We start from the raw sequence: 17,271 nt of genomic DNA on the forward strand, positions 1-17,271 counted from the left end.
ACCCCGCCGACACATCGCAAACCTGGACGGGTCGCGGACGCCAGCCGCGTTGGGTTGTCGCGGCGCTGGCCGATGGCAAAACTCTGGACGATCTCGCCATATAATCCATGTTGGCCGCTCTCACCAATGCTGGCGCAGTCTGGCGTCTGCTGGGCGAGCGCAACCTTGGTCTGATCGCCGCTGGCGTTGCGTTTTTCGCAATGCTGGCGATCTTTCCGGCTGTTGCCGCCCTGATCGCGCTGGTCGGCTTTCTGGCCGATCCTGCTGCCGTGGATGACGCGCTGGCGGTCATGGCAGATTTTCTGCCGCAAGAGGCGTTTTCAATCCTTTCAGACCAGATCGACAGGCTGACAGGCGCGCCAAGCCAGACGCTGGGTTTTGCATCCGCGCTTTCGCTTGGCGCTGCCACATGGTCGGCGCGGCTGGGGGTTGCCGCGCTGATTCAGGGCATGACGGCAATCTATGGCGGCGCACCGCGCAGCGGACCGCGCGGTATTATCCTTGCGCTGTTCCTGACCGTGCTGCTGATTGGCGTCGGAGTGGTGGCAGTAACCGCCATGCTGTTCATGCCGATCGCTCTGGCGCTGGTCGGCAGGTTTTTGCCTGGTGACAGCACCCTTCCGTTTATCGCCGAGGTTCTTCGCTGGGCCGTTGCGCTTGGGGCGCTGATTATAGGGCTGGGGTTGTTTTATCGCTACGGGCCCAACCGCCCCAAGAACCAGCGCAGCCCCTTTCTGTCACACGGGCTTTTTCTGGCGCTGTTTCTGTGGAGCGCTGCCTCGCTGGGCTTTTCAATTTTCCTGACCAATTTTGGAAATTACAACGAGATTTATGGCTCTATCGGTGCGGTGATCGCGCTGCTGATGTGGCTTTATATTTCAGCCTATGCAGTCCTGATTGGTGCCGCGCTTAATCATGTGGTTGAAAAGAACGGGCGCAAAGCCCGGGCCACAGCTGAAGCAGGCCAGACCACCTAGCCCCGGCCTAAAACGCCTGCTCAGCTCTCCCACTCAGCTCCAGGTCTCAAAGAACTTACCAGCGGGCGACAGGGTAAAAATATCCAACCCGTCTGCTGTCACACCTACCGAATGCTCAAACTGCGCCGAGGCAGATTTATCGCGGGTTACCGCTGTCCAGTCATCGGCCAGAACCTTGGTCTCTGGCCTGCCCAGATTGACCATCGGCTCAATGGTGAAGAACATCCCCTCTTCCAGCACCGCCTCGCGCCCGGGGCGGCCGTAATGCAGCACATTGGGCGGGGCATGAAACACCCGGCCCAGCCCGTGGCCGCAAAAATCGCGCACCACCGACATGCGGTTGCCCTCAACATAGGTCTGAATCGCATGGCCGATATCGCCAAAGGTATTGCCGGGCTTCACCGCCTCGATGCCCTTCATCAGCGCATCATGCGTGACTCTGATCAGCCGCTCGTATTTCCGGCTCAGATTTCCGGCGACAAACATGCGCGAGGTATCGCCAAACCAGCCATCCACGATCACCGTCACGTCGATATTGAGAATGTCGCCATCCTTCAGTGCCTTGGGGCCGGGAATGCCATGGCAGACCACATGATTGACGCTGATGCAGCTTGCATGCTGATAACCCCGATACCCGATCGTGGCCGAGACCACGCCATGCGCGGCCACCATTTCGGTGATCAGCCGGTCAATCTCGCCGGTGGTCTGCCCCGGAAAAACATGCGGCGCGATATCATCAAGGATCTGCGCCGCAACGCGCCCGGCCTTGTGCATCCCGGCGAAATCGCCCGGCTCGTGAATGCGAATGCCATCGCGCGTGACGCGCCCGCTATTGTCGTACACTGTGGAAAGCCTCTTGTTTTGGTGACTAGATAGTGCCTGAGCGCCGAAAATGCCAGAGCGTCAGGCAGTCATCTGCCAGAGGGCGCGCGGGTAATTGGAATGTCGGCGGCCTGCTGCTAGGTATTGAAACGAAATCCTGAACGGAATCAGACAATGACCAACCCAACTGCGGCCATGCTGGTGATCGGTGATGAAATCCTCTCCGGGCGCACGCGCGATTCGAACATGCACCATCTTGCGGGTGAGCTGACAGGGCGTGGCATCCGGCTGTCCGAGGCCCGGATGGTGCCAGATGTGCATGCACGCATCGTCGAGGCGGTGAATGCGCTTCGCGGTGCCTATGACCATGTCTTCACCTCCGGCGGGATCGGCCCCACGCATGATGACATTACCGCCGATGCCGTTGCCGCCGCCTTTGGCGTGCGGATCAGCGTGCGCGACGATGCCCGCGCCATTCTGGAGGCGCATTACCAGCGCACCGGGCTGGCGCTGAACGAGGCGCGCCTGCGCATGGCGCGCATCCCCGATGGCGCCACGCTGATCGACAACCCGGTCTCCTCCGCGCCCGGCTTCACTTTGGGCAATGTCCATGTCATGGCCGGGGTGCCCGCGATCTTTCAGGCGATGGTTGCCGGGGTGCTGCCCAGACTTACCGGCGGCGCGCCGCTTCTCAGCCAGATGCTTGATGTCGTCCGTGGCGAGGGGGAGATTGCCGGGCCGCTGGGCGAACTGGCCGCGCGCTTTCCTGACCTGTCGTTCGGCTCGTACCCCTATTTGCGCAACGGCGCGCATGGCACCCAGCTTGTGGTGCGCGGCACCGATGCGGCACAACTGGACGAGGCGATGGTATCGCTGTCAAAGCTTGTCGGCGGGCAGGGCTAATGCTATCCCTCGCCGCGCTCCAGACCGCGCTTGAGGCCACATGGCCGCCCGCCGCCCGCCACACCTGCGGCCCCTTCACGCTGCGTGAAGGGCAGGGCGGCGGCAAGCGCGTCAGCGCGGCCACGCTGGAGGGCAGCGCCACGCAGGCGCAGATTGACGCCGCCGAACAGGCGATGCAGACGCTGGGTCAGACCCCGCTTTTCATGATCCGCGCCCAGCCTGAACTGGATCAGGCGCTGGAAGCGCGCGGCTATGCGCTGGTCGATCCCACGCTTTTCTATGCCGCGCCCATCCATGATGCGGCCGAGGTGCCGCGCCCGGTTTCGCTTCTTTCCTGCTGGCCGCCGCTGGCGATCCAGCGCCAGCTCTGGGCCGATGCCGGGGTCGGCCCCGCGCGGCTGGCGGTCATGGCCCGGGCCAGCGCGCCCCGCAACGCCTTTATCGCCCGCTTCCAGAACCGCGCCGCCGGTGTCGGCTTTGCCGCGCTCCACAACGGTATCGCCATGCTGCACGCGCTTGAGGTGGACCCGGGCTTTCGCCGGCAAGGGGTTGCGCGCTACATGGTGCGCGGCATCGCTGACTGGGCACGGGGGCAGGGGGCCGAATGGTTCGCACTGGCCGTGACTGAGCGCAACATGGCCGCGCGCGCCCTTTACAGCGCCCTGAACATGACCGAGGCTGGCAGATACCACTATCGCCAGAAGCCCGAGGACCGGCCATGAATCCACCCTCTGCCCTGCCCACCGCCCTGAACCTGCCCCAGGCAGACCCGCTGCCCGAAGCCACCGCGCGGTATTTCGACATCTGCCAGGAAAAGCTGGGCATGGTGCCGAATGTGCTGCGCGCCTATGCGTTTGATCCGGCCAAGCTCAACGCCTTCACCGCCATGTATAACGACCTCATGCTGGGTGACAGCGCGCTGAGCAAGCTTGAGCGCGAGATGATTGCGGTGGTGGTCTCGTCCATCAACCGCTGCTGGTATTGTCAGGTCGCGCATGGCGCGGCGGTGCGTGCCCTGTCCGGCAACCCCGCGCTGGGTGAGGCAATGGTGATGAACTGGCGCGCCGCCGGGCTCGACAGCCGCCTGACCGCGATGCTGACCTTTGCCGAGAAGGCCACCAAAGCCAGCGCGGAAATCACCGAAGCCGACCGCGACGCCCTGCGCACCGAGGGCTTCACCGACCGCGATATCTGGGACATCGCCTCGGTCGTGGGGTTCTTCAACATGTCCAACCGCGTCGCCTCCGCCACGGGGATGGAGCCGAACGCAGAATACCACGCGCAGGCACGCTGAGGACAGCCTTGACGCCGCGCCAGAATTGCACAAGTTAATCGCACGTCATTTTCTGTCCTCAAATATCCTCGGGGGGTGAGCCCGCAGGGCGAGGGGGGCAGAAAGCCCCCCTTTTCTTGGTCGCCCCATGCACGCATCCCCCCTCGTCGCGCCCAAAGCGTCGCTTTTCACGCCGGTTCTGATCGGCGGCTGCATCATCATCCTGATCAGCTTTGCCATCCGCGCGTCGTTCGGGGTGTTCCAGATCCCCATCGCCGAAGAGTTCGGCTGGCTGCGCGCCGAGTTTTCGCTGGCCATCGCCATTCAGAACCTTGCCTGGGGCATCGGCCAGCCAATTTTCGGCGCCATCGCCGAAAAGTTCGGCGACCGCCGCGCCATTGTGGCGGGGGCGCTGCTGTATTCGAGCGGGCTGGTGCTGTCGTCGTTTGCCGTCACGCCCGGCGCGCATCAATTGCTTGAAATCCTCGTGGGTTTCGGCGTCGCGGGCACCGGCTTTGGCGTCATTCTCGCCGTTGTGGGCCGCGCCGCCTCGGATGAGAACCGCAGCCTTGCGCTGGGCATTGCGACCGCCGCCGGCTCAGCCGGGCAGGTGATCGGCGCCCCGGTGGCCGAGATCCTGCTCAGCTACTACGACTGGCAGATGGTGTTCCTTATGTTCGCCGCCGCCATTCTGCTGGCGCTTTTCGCCCTGCCGATGATGCGCAGCCCGGCGATGGCCAGCCGCGCCGAGCTTGAGCAGTCGATGGGTCAGGCGCTGCGGCAGGCCTTTCGAGACCCGTCTTTCACGCTGATCTTCCTGGGCTTTTTCTCCTGCGGCTATCAGCTTGCCTTTGTCACCGCGCATTTCCCGGCCATGGTGACCGAAATGTGCGGCCCCATCGACCAGACGGGCTTTCTGGCCGGGATTGGCATTTCAACCACCTCGGCGCTGGGGGCGGTGGCGATCTCGGTCATCGGGCTGGCCAATATCGCGGGCACGCTGACCGCCGCATGGGCAGGCAAAAGGTGGTCAAAGAAATACCTGCTTGCTGGCATCTATACCGCGCGCACAATCGTGGCCGGGGCCTTTATCATGCTGCCGATCACCCCGGCCTCGGTGCTGATCTTTTCGCTTCTGATGGGGTCGCTGTGGCTGGCGACCGTGCCGCTCACCTCGGGCCTGATCGCGCATATCTACGGGCTGCGCTATATGGGCACGCTTTACGGCATCGTATTCTTCAGCCACCAGCTGGGCAGCTTTCTGGGTGTCTGGCTGGGCGGGCGGCTGTATGATCTGTATGGCGATTATACGCTGGTCTGGTGGGTGGGCGTCGGTGTGGGCGCGTTTTCGGCGATCGTGCATCTGCCGGTGCGCGAACGGGCGATGAACGCCCTGCCAACCTGATCTTTCCCCATCATTGCCTTGAAATCGCCGCCCTGAATGCGGAACCATGCGACAAAGGCAAAGGGCAGAGATGAGAAAACCCAAGGTTCTGGTGATCGCCGAGGCCGCCAACCCTGAATGGGTCAGCGTGCCGCTGATCGGCTGGTCGCTGTCACAGGCGCTGGGCGGGGTGGCCGATGTGCATCTGGTCACCCAGATCCGCAACCGCGAGGCCATTCTGCGCGCCGGGCTGCGCGAGGGGGTGGATTTCACCGCCATCGACAGCGAGGCCGTCGCCCGCCCCATGTGGAAACTGGCCGAGGCGTTGCGCATGGGCGAGGGGCGCGGCTGGACGATGATTTCCGCCATCTCAACCCTGATCTATCCGCATTTTGAGCGGCTGGTCTGGCGCGTTTTCGGCCCGGCCATCCGCGCGGGTGAGTATGATCTGGTGCACCGCATCACGCCGCTCAGCCCCACCACGCCCAGCCGTCTGGCAACATGGTGCAGGCGCGCGGGCGTTCCCTTCGTGCTGGGTCCGCTCAATGGCGGGGTGCCCTGGCCGCCCGGCTTTGACGGGGCGCGCAGGCAGGAGCGGGAATGGCTCTCATATGTGCGCGGCCTTTACAAGGCGCTGCCGGGCCGTAACCGGACCCTGCGCGATGCCAGCGCGATCATCGTCGCCTCACGCCATACCGAAAGCGAGATACCGGCGCGTTTCGCCGCGAAATGTCACTACATCCCCGAAAACGCCATCGACCCGGCACGCTTTTCGCTTCAGTCCAGCCCGGGTGAGGGACCGTTGCGTGCCTGTTTCATCGGCCGGATGGTGCCCTACAAGGGCCCCGACATGTTGATCGAGGCCGCCGCGCCCCTGCTGCGCGATGGCCGCATGGTGCTGGACATGATCGGCGATGGCCCGCTTCTGCCCGGCCTGCGCGAACAGGCGCAGGCGCTGGGGGTGGAAGGGGCCGTGCATTTCCACGGCTGGCTTGCGCATTCAGAGGTGCAGAATGTCGCCGCGCGCTCAGCGCTCTTTGCCTTCCCGTCGATCCGTGAATTCGGCGGCGGCGCGGTGCTGGAAGCCATGGCGCTGGGCCTTGCGCCGCTGATCGTCGATTATGCCGGGCCGGGGGAGCTGGTGGGCGAGGGGCTGGGCTACAAGCTGCCGCTGGGCGACCGTGCCGCCATCATCGCGCGCTTTACCGAGATGCTGGAACAGCTTGAGCAGGACCGCGAAGGACTGGCCGCCACCGGGCAGCGGGCGCGGGCGCATGTGCTGGAACATTTCACCTGGCCCGCCAAGGCGCAGCAGATCGCGGCGATCTATGCGCAGGTGTCGCGGACGCCCGCATCTTGACACCGCCGCCCGGCCCGGCCAACTGCGCGCAGATAAAGGGCAAGAGGGCACCATGCGCATCATCTTCGATCTGGACGGCACGCTGATCGACAGCGCACCGGATATCCACGCCGCCGGGAATGCGGTGCTGACAGCCGAAGGGCTGACCCCGGTTTCCGAGGAACAATCGCGCAGCTTCATCGGCAATGGCGCGCGGGTGTTCATCGAGCGGCTGGAGCGCGCCGGTTCGGGCACCAATGACCCGGCCCGCACGGCGCGGATGCACCAGCATTTCATGGAAAGATATGAGACCGAACATGGGCTTACCCGCCTCTATCCCGGTGTCATTGAAACGCTGGAAAACCTGCGCAGTGCGGAATGGCGGATGGCGATCTGCACCAACAAACCGCTGGCCCCGACGCGTACGGTGCTGGAACATTTCGGGCTGGCCGGGTTCTTTGAGGCTGTGATCGGCGGCGACACTCTGGCCGTGATCAAGCCGGACCCGGCACCGCTGCATGCCGCCATTGACGGGCTGGGCGGCGGCGCGGTGGTCTATGTCGGCGACAGTGAGGTGGATGCGGCAACCGCCGTGGCCGCGCGCGTGCCCTTCGCGCTTTACACCCAAGGCTACCGCAAAACCCCGGTGGCTGAGATCGTGCACCAGCGCGCCTTTGATGATTTCAGCGACCTGCCCGCGATTGCCCGCGCGCTGCTGCCCGGCTGAACCCGGCTATTCCAGCCCCGCAATGCTGCGCAGATGTGTCATGCGGCGGGCAAAAACATGCTCGAACGTCTGGCCACGCGCATAGTCCAGCGCGCTGGCTGAGGCGCGGATGATGGCCTGGCGGTCTCCGTCCAGCCGGGCCAGCGCGGCGGTCAGGGCCGAAACGCTGCCAGCACGGCTGAGCCAGCCCCCGCCCGATTCCGCCTGAAGCTTGCGCCACATCGCATTGGCATAGCCAAGCACCGGCACGCCGCAGCCCATCGCCTCGGTATAGAGCGAAGCCGGATCAGGCTGGCGACCGGCGGCAAGCAACAGGTCGGCCTTGCCCCGAAGGTGCGGCACCAGCTCTGCCTCGAACCCGGGGTTGCCCGCCAGCGTGACCTGCTCGCCCAGCCCCATCGCGGCAATCCCGCTGCGCAGCCGCCCGGCAAGCGCGCCTTCGCCGAACAGCTCCAGCCTGAAGTTGACACCGCGCTGCTTGAGAAGGAACGCCGCCTGCAACAGGTCCATCACGCCGGTTAAATCCTCCAGCGGGCCGATATGCACCAGCGACAGCGGCGCACCCTTCAGAAGCCGCGCGCCCCGGGCCTGCTGATCGGCGGCGCGCGCCAGCATCGGTGTGCGCAGGCGGTTGTCCAGATAGATCAGGCCATCACGGCGCAGCCACCGATAGGCCTGCTGCACCGCATAACCCTTGAACTGAAGGCCGTCAGCCGCGCGCAGCGCCGCCCGCAATGACGCCTCATTGCGCAGTGCGCCGGCCACCGATTCCAGCCTGTGCCAGATGCTGCGCTGCCGTTCGAACAGCGCCCCCCTCATCCGCGCCGCCGGGGTGCTTTCCAGCGTATAGACCAGCCTGGTCAGGCGCCCGCGCAGCCGGTCAGGCAGATGCAGATACCGCGCGTCATCGGCGGCGCAAAAGACCAGCGCTGCCTCGTCCATCAGCACATCAGGAATTGGCTCATCCGGGTCAAGCAGCACAATTTCAAAGCCCAGGCGGCGCGGACTGAAGCGCATTCCTCCGGGAATCGCGACGGCGCCCCGGCGCAGCACACAGCGGATGCGACCGGGCCAGAACTGGCTATGCAGCTTCATCCCCTCAACGAATTTAACGTCAAGGACCACCTCACGCCCCGGTATTTCGATCACCGGCGCGGGGGAGAGTATAAGAAGCGCAGGCATATGGACGCGAATCACTCAAAAGTCACAAGACGACCCGACAAAGGGGTGGAATGTCTCCGAAAGTCCATCCAAAACTTGCATTATAGTGGAAATGTCTCCAAATTGATTAGGGTTGCAATGAAAAACATAGCCGCTTTGGCATTGGCGGGGCTGCTGGTTCTGGCCGGGATTGTGGGGGGTGTGCACTGGTTCACCCGCCCCGCCACGGTGACCCCGAACGCGCCTGACATGCCGCCGCCCGCCACTGCACTGCAGGTCTATCATCTGGGCCACAGCCTTGTGGGGCGCGACATGCCCGCGATGCTGGCGCAGCTTGCGCAGGCCGGGGGCGAGAGCGGCCACGCCTATGACAGCCAGCTTGGCTGGGGCACGTCATTGCGGGCGCATTGGTATCCGGATGTCGAAATCGGCGGCTTTGAGGCTGAGAATGACCACCCACGCTTTCGCCCCGCGCATGAGGCCATCGCCAGCGGCGCCTATGACGCGGTGATCCTGACCGAGATGGTGGAGCTGCGCGACGCCATCCGCTACCACGACAGCGGCGAATATTTCCACCAATGGGCCAGCGCCGCGCGCCGCGCCCGGCCTGATGTACGCCTCTACCTGTATGAAACCTGGCACCCGCGCGAAAACCGCGAAACATGGCTGAACCGGCTGGAAACCGACCCGGCTGAGCTGTGGAAAGGGCATGTGCTGGCCCCCTCCTGGGCGGATGAGGGGCTGGGGCCGGTGCATCTGATCCCGGCTGGCCGGGTGCTGGCGGCCTTTTCGCGCGCGCTTGAGGCGCGGGGCGGGGTGGAAGGGCTGGCCGATGAAACCGGGCTTTTCGCCCGCCTTGAGGATGGCGCGCTCGATACGATCCATCTGAACGATCTGGGCAACTATCTGGTCGCCCTCACCCATTTCGCCGTTCTCTATCACCGTCCGGTTGAGGGGCTGCCGCATGCGCTTTTGCGCGCCGATGGCACCCCGGCCGATGCCCCCTCGGCTGAGGCCGCGCTGCTGATGCAGCAGGTTGTGTGGGATGTGGTGCGCGAAACCCCCTTCACCGGCCTTGCCAGCGGGCCGGGCGCATGAGGGTTCTTCTCGCGCTGTTCCTGACCCTGACCCTGACCCTTGCCAGCGCCGCGCAGCCGCAGGTGCATACCGGGTTCGACGCGCGCGAGGGGCGGCGCAATCTGGCTTTCGGCCTGTCAGGACTGAGCGATTACAGCACCCAGATACCCTTCATCGACCAGATGCGCACCGCGCGCGAATGGATCGGCCATGTGCCCGGCCAGTGGGGCGGGCGCGATGCCGAATGGCTGCGCGACGGCGGATATCTGGATGATGATGGCTGGATCATCCGCGTGCCCAACAATCTGGCGCGGATCGGCACGCTGATCCTGACCGATCTGCCCGCTGAGATGACCTCGGTCGCCGGGCGCTATCATGCGCAATGGGAGGGCACGGCCTATCCGGCCTTCCGCGGGGCGGCGCGGGTTGTGCGCTATCAGCGCAACAGCGCCACATTCGAGTTTGAGCCGGGGCAGGGCGCGGTGCTGATTGAGGTGAACCGCGGCGATCTGCGCAACCTCAGCGTGGTGCATGAACGCCACCTTGAGCGGCATGCGGCGGGCGAGATTTTCAACCCGGACTGGCTGGCGCGGATCAGTGATGCCGAAACCCTGCGCTTCATGGACTGGATGGTCACCAACAATTCCGATCAGGTGGCATGGTCTGACCGCCCGCGCATGGGTGACTACACCTGGACCCCGCGCGGCGCTCCGCTTGAGGTGATGCTGGAGCTGTCCAACCTCACCGGGGCCGAGCCGTGGTTCTCCCTGCCGCACCGCGCCGACGATGATTACATGCGCCGCTTCGCCGAAATGGTGCGCGACGGGTTGCGCCCGGATCTGCGCGCATGGGTCGAATACTCCAACGAGGTCTGGAACTGGTCGTTCACGCAGGCAGACTGGGCCGAGCAGAACGCCCGCGCCCGCTGGAACGGGCGGGAATGGGCATGGGTGCAGTTCTACGCGATGCGCGCGACGGAAATGGCGCGTATCTGGGCCGATGTCTTTGCCGGTCAGCCTGAGCGGCTGGTGCGCGTTCTGTCGGTGCAGACCGGCTGGATCGGGCTGGAGCAGGACATTCTGAACGCCCCCCTCTGGCAGGCGGAAGACCCCACCAACCCCGCGCCGTATGAGCATTTTGAGGCCTATGCCGTGACCGGCTATTTCAGCGCCGATCTGCATGTCGATGAACGCCAGCCCCTGCTGGACGGCTGGCTGGCCCAAAGCCTTGCGCAAGCGGAAGCCGAAGCGCAGGCGCTGCCCGCTGACCAGCGCGAGGCCCATATCGCCGCGCATCGCTTCGATCTAGCGCTGGATCTGGCCGGGCAGGAGTTGCTGGATGGCTCTGTCTCCGGTAACCCCGTCAATTCGGTGCGCCACCTGCTGGATGAGACACTGAGCTATCACGCGCGCGTTGCCACTGAGCATGGCCTGACGATGGTGATGTATGAGGGCGGCACGCATGTGGTGGTGCCGCCGGCGCGCCATGAGAACCGCGAACTGGGGGCATTTATCGTCATGCTCAACCACAGCCCGCAGATGGCCGCCCTTTACCGCGTATTGATCGAGGGTTGGGGCGCGCTGACGCCTGCGCCGTTCAACGCCTTTGTCGATATCGGCCTGCCCGCCATCTGGGGAAGCTGGGGTGCCCTGCGCCATCTGGATGACGACAACCCGCGCTGGGATGCGCTGATGGAGGTCACCGCGCCATGACCTCTGGTATGACCCCGGCCCTCAGCGTGATCATCCCCGCCTGCAATGAGGCACTCTATATCGATGCCTGCCTGCGCGCCGTGCTGGCGTCTGAGATGGCGTCTGACAACGGGCTGGCGCTTCAGGTGATCGTCTCGGCCAATGGCTGCACCGACGACACCGCCACCCGCGCCCGCGCCCATGCGCCCGGCTTTGCGGCAAGGGGCTGGGCGCTGGAGGTGCTGGAACTGCCCGGGCTGGGCAAACCCGGCGCGCTGGATGCCGGGGATGCCGCCGCCCGCCACCCCAACCGCGCCTATCTGGATGCCGATGTCACCGTCTCGGCCCCGCTGCTGAGCCAGATCGCGCAGGTGCTGGAATCGCCGGAACCGCGCTATGCCTCAGGCCACCCGGTTGTCGCGCCCGCCCGCAGCGCCGTCACCCGCGCCTATGCCCGTTTCTGGGTGCAACTGCCGTTTGTTGCGCAGGGTGTGCCGGGCTTCGGGCTTTATGCCGTCAATGCGGCGGGGCGCGCGCGCTGGGGGACATTTCCAAAGATCATCTCGGACGATACCTTTGTCCGGCTCAGCTTCAGCCCGGCTGAGCGGCTGCTTGTCTCGGCGCGCTACGAATGGCCCATGGTCGAGGGGTTTGCGCCGCTGGTGCGGGTGCGGCGGCGGCAGGATCAGGGGGTGCGCGAGATTGCGCAGGCGTTCCCGCATCTGCTGATCAACGCCGAAGACACGAAACCACCCAAGCGCCGGCTTCTTGCGCTTGCCATGCGCGACCCGCTGGCCTTTGCCACCTATGCGGCGGTCAGTCTGGCGGTGCGGGCGGGCTGGCGCGGTCAGTCCGGCTGGGTGCGCGGGCGCTGAGCGAACAGCGCGGCCAGCTTCCCGGCCTCCTGATCAATGTCATGGCGGGTCAGGGCGCGGGCGCGGGCGGTCTTGGCCATCTTGCCCAGTTTCGCATCCGGGGTCATCGACATATCGGTGATCGCCTCAACCAGCGCGCCGGTATCGCCCGCAGGCACCAGCCAGCCGGTCTGCCCGTGCTGCATCAGTTCAGGAATGCCCGCCACCCATGTCGCAATCACCGGCCGGGCTGAGGCCATGGCCTCCATCACCACCATCGGCAGACCCTCGGCGAAGGAGGGCAGCACCATCCCATGCGCCTTGGCCAGTTCACCCAGCACCCCGGCTTCATCCAGCCAGCCGGTCAGGGTGACATGCCTGCCCAGCCCGTGATGGCTGATCGCGCGCTCAATAAGCGGGCGCATCTCGCCATCGCCGATCATCACCAGCCGCACATCGACGCCGCGCCGCACCACCTCGGCCATGGCGTCAAGCAGCAAAAGCTGGCCCTTCTGCTCGGAAAAGCGGCCGATATTGACCAGAACCAGCGGGCGCTCGGCGGGCAGGGGCGGGGGGGCGGCAAAGGTATGCGGCTCAATCCCGCAATGCACCACATGCAGCGCGGGCCACAGGCGATGCGGCACCCAGCGGCTGATCTGGCTGCGCCCGAAGGCGCTGATCGCCACCACGAAATCAGCCCGTTCAACCTTGAGGCCCAGCGCGATAGCGGCGGGTTTGTCAAACTCCTCAGGGCCGTGAACGGTGAAACTGTAGGGCGGCGCCCCCATCGCCTGCGCCAGCATCGCCACGGTGGTGGCGTTCGTGCCGAAATGTGCATGCAGCCGGTCCAGCCGCAACTCAATCGCGCGGCGGGCGATAAAAGCGGCCTCAAGGAAATAGACCAGATGGCGCAGCACACCGACGTCTGAGCGCCGCCCGGTCCGGATAGCCAGCACCAGCGCCGCATAAATCCGCACCGGATGCGCCAGCCCCACAATGAACACCGCCCAGATCAACGCCAGCACGCCCTGCGCCAGCACATATTCGGTCACCGCCGCCTCCTCACGGTCAGTGGGGTCTGGCAGATCACCCGGAAAGGGGCGCATCGCAAAGCGATGAATGGTCAGCCCGCGCCGTTCAAGCGCGCGGATTTCGCGGCGGATGAAGCTGTGCGAGGGCGAGGGATAGGTATTGAGGATATAGCCGATCTTCACACAGTCACCTTCCGGAGCAATACCATAGGGCTAGCCATGGATTGGGGCGAATTCAAGAAATTCGCGCGGTCTTGCCCGGGCGCCGCGCCTCAGCCACAGTGAAGCCCCATTCGCACCCCATCGCCGGATGCCAAAAGGCAGGAGCAGACCCTTGAGCGTTGACAGCGCACCCACCCCCGGCAAAGCCGGCTTCAGCGCGCGCGTGATGCGCGGGTCAGCCTTCACGCTGGCCGGGTTCGGCCTGTCCAATGTGATCAGGCTGGGCTCAAACCTGCTGCTGGCGCGGCTCTTGTTCCCGGATGCCTTTGGCATCATGGCGCTGGTGATTGTGCTGCTGGTGGGGCTGACGATGTTTTCAGACATCGGCATCACCCCGTCGATTCAAAGCAGCAAGCGCGGCGACGAGCCTGATTTCCTGAACACCGCATGGACCATCCAGATCATCCGCTCGGTGCTTCTGTTCGCGGTGGCCTGCGCGCTGGCCTGGCCGATGGCGTGGTTCTATGATCAACCTGACCTGCTGCACCTGATCCCCGTCACCGCGATCAGCCTGCTGATACTGGCGGTGCAGCCCACACGGATTGATACCGCCTCAAGGCATATGATTCTGGGCAGGCTGACGGCGATCGAGCTGGCCAGCCAGTTTCTGAGCGTGATCGTCATGCTGGCGGTTGCCTGGGCCACGGCCTCGGTCTGGGCGCTGGTGGCGGGCAATCTGGCGGCGGCGGCGATCAAGGTGGCGCTGGCATGGACCATGCTGCCCGGCATCACCAACCGCCCCCGCTGGGAAAGCACGGCAGTTACCGAGCTGGTGCATTACGGCAAGTGGATTTTCTTCAGCACCGTGGCAAGCTTTCTCGTCATGCAAAGCGACAAGCTTATCCTTGGCCGCTACCTGAGCATGGAGGGGCTGGGTCTTTACAACATCGGCTATTTTCTGGCCGGATTCCCGCTGCTGCTGGGCCAATCCCTGACCGGGCGGCTGATGATCCCCATTTACCGCGAAAACCCGCCTGACCGTTCGCCTGAAAACTTCGCGCGGCTACGGCGGGTGCGGCTGGCGCTGAGCGGGCTGCTGATGGCGCTGATGGTGCCGCTGGCACTGGGCGGCATCTGGCTGGTCGATCTGCTGTATGATGCCCGCTACACCAGCTCCGGCCCGGTGGTGGTGATCATGGCCATCGCCCTTCTGCCGCAGATCCTGACGCTGAGCTATGATCAGGCGGCGCTGGCCTCGGGCGATTCGCGGGGGTATTTCACGCTCAATGCAACCCGCGCCTTCCTGCTGGTGGTGCTGATGCTGGTGAGCGTGCCACGCGCCGGTGTCGCCGGGGCGGCGGTGGCGATCGGGCTGACGCATCTGTTGTGCTGGCCGCTTGTGGCGCGCCTTGCCCGGCGCCACGGCGCATGGGATCCGGCGCATGACGCGGTTATGGGCGCATTGGCGGCGATTCTGGTGCTGGGTGCGGCACTGCTGCACGGGCCGGTGATTGCCGCGCTACTGACCGGCTGAACGTGCTATACGGGCGCAATAGCGGACAATTGACACCGCATCGCCCCATTTGTGACAGCCTTGAACGTGAAAAACGGCTAAGGCAGGTGCGAACACTGGCAGCGATGCCGCCTGATTCGGATGTGACAGCATGATCAACACACGCATTCTGGAACAACGGCTGGGCTGGCGCACCGCCGCGCAGCCCGATGGCACCGACACGCCGGAGAACCGGCCGATCCGCCATGAAACCGTGCTTCAGGGCCGCATCCGGCCTGCGCCCGGAACCTCGCCGCGTCAGGGCCAGCGCCGCGCCGATGTGGATGCGACATGGGCCGCGCTGCCGGTGGTGGCACAATCAACCGAAACGATGACCGGCGCGCGCAAGCGGCTTGTCTCGCTTGACCGCACCAGCGCTGCCGGTGCCGCGCTGGATGAGCTGCGCACCCAGCTTTTGCGGGTGACCAAAACCAACGGCTGGCGGCGGATCGGCATTACCTCGCCCACGCGGGGCTGCGGGCGCAGCTTTATCGCGGCGGGGCTGGCGGCCAGCATCGCGCGGCTTGATTACATCCGCGTTCTGCTGACCGATATGGACCTTGCCGCGCCGGATCTGGCGCGCCTCCTGGGCGTTGCCGCGCAAGGCCCCATCGCTGACAATCTGGCGGATGCGATGCCGCCTGAATCATGGCTGGTGCGCGTCGGTGACAATCTGGCGCTGGGGCTGAGCGACAGCGCCGCCGACAGCGCCGCCGAGCTTGTCCAGAACCCTGAATTCATCCTTGGCCTGCGCGCCGTGATTGACGCGCTTGCCCCCGACCTTGTCATCCATGACCTGCCGCCACTGCTGACCGACCTGTCCACCGTGGCGTTTCTGCCCCAGCTGGATGCGGTTCTGCTGGTTTCCGACGGCACCCGCACAATGGCGCGCGACATTGTCGAATGTGAGCGCATCCTTGAAGGGCAGGTGCCGCTTCTGGGGGTGATCCTGAACAAGTCTGAAGATACCGACAAGCGCCAGCGGCGCGTGTCACGCGGCTGAGCGGGGCATAGGATGGGGCCTGTTCAAACCATTCCCGAGATTTTGTCCTGGCTGCGGCGCCGGGCGCTTCTGATCCTGCTGATATCGGTGCTGGGCATTGCGGGCGGCGTTCTCGCCGCCATGAAGAGCGAGCGCATTTACGCCGCTACGGCCGTCATACAGGTGATCAACCCGGTCATCACCGGCGAAGGTGGGGCCGCAGGGACCACGCTGGCGCGGCGCATCCAGACCATCGAACAACAACTTATGTCGCGCGAAAATCTGGTCGCACTGGCCTCCCGCTATGGCATGTTCGAGGGGGCGGGCCTCAGCGCGAATGATCAGGTTGCACTGTTGCGCCAGTCGATCAGCATACAAAGCATCGCCGCAGCGCATCCTGGCTATTCCGGCGACGGATCACTTTCCGGCCTCGTCATCTCTACCCGCGCGGGTGAGCCTGAGCTGGCAGCCGCCATCAGCAATGAACTGGCCGATCTGTTGCTGCAACAAAGCGCGGCCAGCAGGCATGAAAGCGCCGAGGCTGCGTTGCGGTTCTTCCAGCAGGAAGAGACCCGCCTGCAGCGCGATATCGCCGCCCTTGATGACCGGATCGCCGATTTTCAGACCGAGAATGAGGGGCTGTTGCCGGGCGCCCAGATTTTGCGCCGCGAAGACCTGCGCCGGCTGGAGGAAAGCCGCCTGTCGATCGAGCGCGATATCGTGCAGCTCCGCTCCGAGCTTTCCACGCTTGATGCCGCCTCAGGCCGCACGGTGACCCAGCGCCGCATCGCCCAGCTTACCGACGAGATTGCCCGGCGTGACGATGAGGCGGCGCTGATCACCGCGCGCATTGACACCATCCGCGCTGAACTGGTCCGCGCCCCTGACATCGAGCGCGAGATCACGGCGATGGACCGGGACATGACGCAGCTTCAGGCACAGCTCACATCCGCGTCTGAGCGTCGGCGCGAGGCAGAGCTGGGCCTCCGGATCGAGGATGATCAGCAATCGGTGCGTTTTGTGCTGCTGGAGGCCGCGCTGGTGCCCGAACATGCGGTATCGACCGGGCGCCGCAAGATTGCCATGGCCGGGGCGATGGCGGGCATCATTCTCGGGCTGGGGCTGGCCTATGTGCTGGAATGGATGCACCCGGCCATGCGCACCGCCCGCCAGATGGAGCGCGAGTTGCAGTTGCGGCCCGTCATCTCCATTCCCTACACGCGCTCCCACGCTGAAAACCGGCGCCGGAAGCTGGTCTGGGGGATGGGCACGGGGTTGTTGCTGTTCGCGGCGATACTGGTCGCCATGGCGCTGATCTGACCCTTTCGCAGCCTGC

The 17,271-nt window shown here is 65.1% G+C and carries 17 protein-coding genes; 14 read left to right on the forward strand and 3 right to left on the reverse strand.

Annotated features, from left to right (window positions below; all coding sequences use genetic code 11):
- The coding region (locus tag V7Q53_RS15840; RefSeq protein ID WP_333829671.1) for an H-NS histone family protein at nucleotides 1-104 on the forward strand (104 nt) is incomplete at its 5' end.
- Between the two features lie 3 nt (nucleotides 105-107).
- Nucleotides 108-977 carry a YihY/virulence factor BrkB family protein gene (locus V7Q53_RS15845; RefSeq protein WP_333829641.1) on the forward strand — a complete coding sequence of 290 codons (870 nt, stop codon included), beginning with the start codon at nucleotides 108-110 and terminating at the stop codon, nucleotides 975-977.
- 33 nt (nucleotides 978-1,010) lie between these two features.
- On the opposite strand, the gene map is transcribed toward V7Q53_RS15845, so the two are convergent.
- On the reverse strand, nucleotides 1,011-1,820 hold the full coding sequence (gene map, locus V7Q53_RS15850) for a type I methionyl aminopeptidase (protein WP_333829643.1): 810 nt from the start codon (nucleotides 1,818-1,820) through the stop codon (nucleotides 1,011-1,013).
- A gap of 153 nt (nucleotides 1,821-1,973) precedes the next feature.
- Between map and V7Q53_RS15855 the strand changes: the two genes are divergently transcribed.
- The 6 genes from V7Q53_RS15855 to gph all read left to right on the forward strand — a co-directional run bounded on the left by V7Q53_RS15855 (nucleotide 1,974) and on the right by gph (nucleotide 7,425).
- The gene (locus V7Q53_RS15855) at nucleotides 1,974-2,702 is read left to right on the forward strand and encodes a competence/damage-inducible protein A (protein WP_333829644.1); all 729 of its coding nucleotides are present in this window, start codon (nucleotides 1,974-1,976) and stop codon (nucleotides 2,700-2,702) included.
- The gene (locus tag V7Q53_RS15860; protein ID WP_333829645.1) at nucleotides 2,702-3,424 is read left to right on the forward strand and encodes a GNAT family N-acetyltransferase; all 723 of its coding nucleotides are present in this window, start codon (nucleotides 2,702-2,704) and stop codon (nucleotides 3,422-3,424) included. The genes V7Q53_RS15855 and V7Q53_RS15860 overlap by 1 nt, the downstream gene beginning before the upstream one ends.
- Entirely contained in the window at nucleotides 3,421-3,996 is a 576-nt protein-coding gene (locus V7Q53_RS15865; RefSeq protein WP_333829646.1) for a peroxidase-related enzyme, read from the forward strand. Before V7Q53_RS15860 ends, V7Q53_RS15865 begins: the two co-directional genes overlap by 4 nt.
- A gap of 127 nt (nucleotides 3,997-4,123) precedes the next feature.
- Complete coding sequence (locus tag V7Q53_RS15870) at nucleotides 4,124-5,380, forward strand: MFS transporter (RefSeq protein WP_333829647.1); 1,257 nt, start codon at nucleotides 4,124-4,126, stop codon at nucleotides 5,378-5,380.
- A 70-nt stretch (nucleotides 5,381-5,450) separates the two neighbouring features.
- Nucleotides 5,451-6,719: a glycosyltransferase family 4 protein gene (locus tag V7Q53_RS15875; protein ID WP_333829649.1), complete on the forward strand. Its 1,269-nt coding sequence runs from the start codon at nucleotides 5,451-5,453 to the stop codon at nucleotides 6,717-6,719.
- A 52-nt stretch (nucleotides 6,720-6,771) separates the two neighbouring features.
- Nucleotides 6,772-7,425 carry a phosphoglycolate phosphatase gene (gph, locus tag V7Q53_RS15880; protein WP_333829650.1) on the forward strand — a complete coding sequence of 218 codons (654 nt, stop codon included), beginning with the start codon at nucleotides 6,772-6,774 and terminating at the stop codon, nucleotides 7,423-7,425.
- A 6-nt stretch (nucleotides 7,426-7,431) separates the two neighbouring features.
- On the opposite strand, the gene V7Q53_RS15885 is transcribed toward gph, so the two are convergent.
- Nucleotides 7,432-8,607 carry a glycosyltransferase gene (locus tag V7Q53_RS15885; RefSeq protein ID WP_333829651.1) on the reverse strand — a complete coding sequence of 392 codons (1,176 nt, stop codon included), beginning with the start codon at nucleotides 8,605-8,607 and terminating at the stop codon, nucleotides 7,432-7,434.
- 117 nt (nucleotides 8,608-8,724) lie between these two features.
- Here V7Q53_RS15885 and V7Q53_RS15890 point away from each other — a divergent pair, with 117 nt between their 5' ends.
- The 3 genes from V7Q53_RS15890 to V7Q53_RS15900 are packed head-to-tail and all read left to right on the forward strand — an operon-like array spanning nucleotide 8,725 to nucleotide 12,229.
- Nucleotides 8,725-9,684, forward strand: coding sequence for a hypothetical protein (locus tag V7Q53_RS15890; RefSeq protein ID WP_333829652.1), 960 nt, complete (start codon nucleotides 8,725-8,727; stop codon nucleotides 9,682-9,684).
- Nucleotides 9,681-11,375: a hypothetical protein gene (locus tag V7Q53_RS15895; protein ID WP_333829653.1), complete on the forward strand. Its 1,695-nt coding sequence runs from the start codon at nucleotides 9,681-9,683 to the stop codon at nucleotides 11,373-11,375. The genes V7Q53_RS15890 and V7Q53_RS15895 overlap by 4 nt, the downstream gene beginning before the upstream one ends.
- Before the next feature lie 8 nt (nucleotides 11,376-11,383).
- The gene (locus V7Q53_RS15900) at nucleotides 11,384-12,229 is read left to right on the forward strand and encodes a glycosyltransferase (RefSeq protein WP_333829673.1); all 846 of its coding nucleotides are present in this window, start codon (nucleotides 11,384-11,386) and stop codon (nucleotides 12,227-12,229) included.
- Here V7Q53_RS15900 and V7Q53_RS15905 read toward each other — a convergent pair.
- Complete coding sequence (locus V7Q53_RS15905; RefSeq protein WP_333829654.1) at nucleotides 12,202-13,422, reverse strand: glycosyltransferase; 1,221 nt, start codon at nucleotides 13,420-13,422, stop codon at nucleotides 12,202-12,204. The two genes, V7Q53_RS15900 and V7Q53_RS15905, sit on opposite strands and share 28 nt — an antisense overlap.
- A gap of 151 nt (nucleotides 13,423-13,573) precedes the next feature.
- On the opposite strand from V7Q53_RS15905, the gene V7Q53_RS15910 reads away from it, so the two are divergent.
- The 3 genes from V7Q53_RS15910 to V7Q53_RS15920 all read left to right on the forward strand — a co-directional run bounded on the left by V7Q53_RS15910 (nucleotide 13,574) and on the right by V7Q53_RS15920 (nucleotide 17,255).
- On the forward strand, nucleotides 13,574-14,935 hold the full coding sequence (locus V7Q53_RS15910; RefSeq protein ID WP_333829655.1) for an oligosaccharide flippase family protein: 1,362 nt from the start codon (nucleotides 13,574-13,576) through the stop codon (nucleotides 14,933-14,935).
- A 130-nt stretch (nucleotides 14,936-15,065) separates the two neighbouring features.
- Nucleotides 15,066-15,956, forward strand: a complete 891-nt coding sequence (locus V7Q53_RS15915; RefSeq protein WP_333829656.1) for an exopolysaccharide biosynthesis protein — start codon at nucleotides 15,066-15,068, stop codon at nucleotides 15,954-15,956.
- 12 nt (nucleotides 15,957-15,968) lie between these two features.
- The gene (locus V7Q53_RS15920) at nucleotides 15,969-17,255 is read left to right on the forward strand and encodes a Wzz/FepE/Etk N-terminal domain-containing protein (RefSeq protein WP_333829657.1); all 1,287 of its coding nucleotides are present in this window, start codon (nucleotides 15,969-15,971) and stop codon (nucleotides 17,253-17,255) included.
- Nucleotides 17,256-17,271: the final 16 nt, after the last annotated feature.

Source organism: Pararhodobacter sp., assembly GCF_036802785.1.
Taxonomy (GTDB): Bacteria; Pseudomonadota; Alphaproteobacteria; order Rhodobacterales; family Rhodobacteraceae; genus Pararhodobacter.

Excerpts from the sequence above, each read along its gene's own strand:
- V7Q53_RS15865 (WP_333829646.1), top strand. The coding sequence starts at position 3,421 with ATGAATCCACCCTCTGCCCTGCCCACCGCCCTGAACCTGCCCCAGGCA.
- V7Q53_RS15870 (WP_333829647.1), top strand. The coding sequence starts at position 4,124 with ATGCACGCATCCCCCCTCGTCGCGCCCAAAGCGTCGCTTTTCACGCCG.
- V7Q53_RS15845 (WP_333829641.1), top strand. The coding sequence starts at position 108 with ATGTTGGCCGCTCTCACCAATGCTGGCGCAGTCTGGCGTCTGCTGGGC.
- V7Q53_RS15855 (WP_333829644.1), top strand. The coding sequence starts at position 1,974 with ATGACCAACCCAACTGCGGCCATGCTGGTGATCGGTGATGAAATCCTC.
- V7Q53_RS15860 (WP_333829645.1), top strand. The coding sequence starts at position 2,702 with ATGCTATCCCTCGCCGCGCTCCAGACCGCGCTTGAGGCCACATGGCCG.
- V7Q53_RS15915 (WP_333829656.1), top strand. The coding sequence starts at position 15,066 with ATGATCAACACACGCATTCTGGAACAACGGCTGGGCTGGCGCACCGCC.
- gph (WP_333829650.1), top strand. The coding sequence starts at position 6,772 with ATGCGCATCATCTTCGATCTGGACGGCACGCTGATCGACAGCGCACCG.
- V7Q53_RS15885 (WP_333829651.1), bottom strand. The coding sequence starts at position 8,607 with ATGCCTGCGCTTCTTATACTCTCCCCCGCGCCGGTGATCGAAATACCG.
- V7Q53_RS15920 (WP_333829657.1), top strand. The coding sequence starts at position 15,969 with ATGGGGCCTGTTCAAACCATTCCCGAGATTTTGTCCTGGCTGCGGCGC.
- V7Q53_RS15890 (WP_333829652.1), top strand. The coding sequence starts at position 8,725 with ATGAAAAACATAGCCGCTTTGGCATTGGCGGGGCTGCTGGTTCTGGCC.
- V7Q53_RS15895 (WP_333829653.1), top strand. The coding sequence starts at position 9,681 with ATGAGGGTTCTTCTCGCGCTGTTCCTGACCCTGACCCTGACCCTTGCC.
- V7Q53_RS15900 (WP_333829673.1), top strand. The coding sequence starts at position 11,384 with ATGACCCCGGCCCTCAGCGTGATCATCCCCGCCTGCAATGAGGCACTC.
- V7Q53_RS15875 (WP_333829649.1), top strand. The coding sequence starts at position 5,451 with ATGAGAAAACCCAAGGTTCTGGTGATCGCCGAGGCCGCCAACCCTGAA.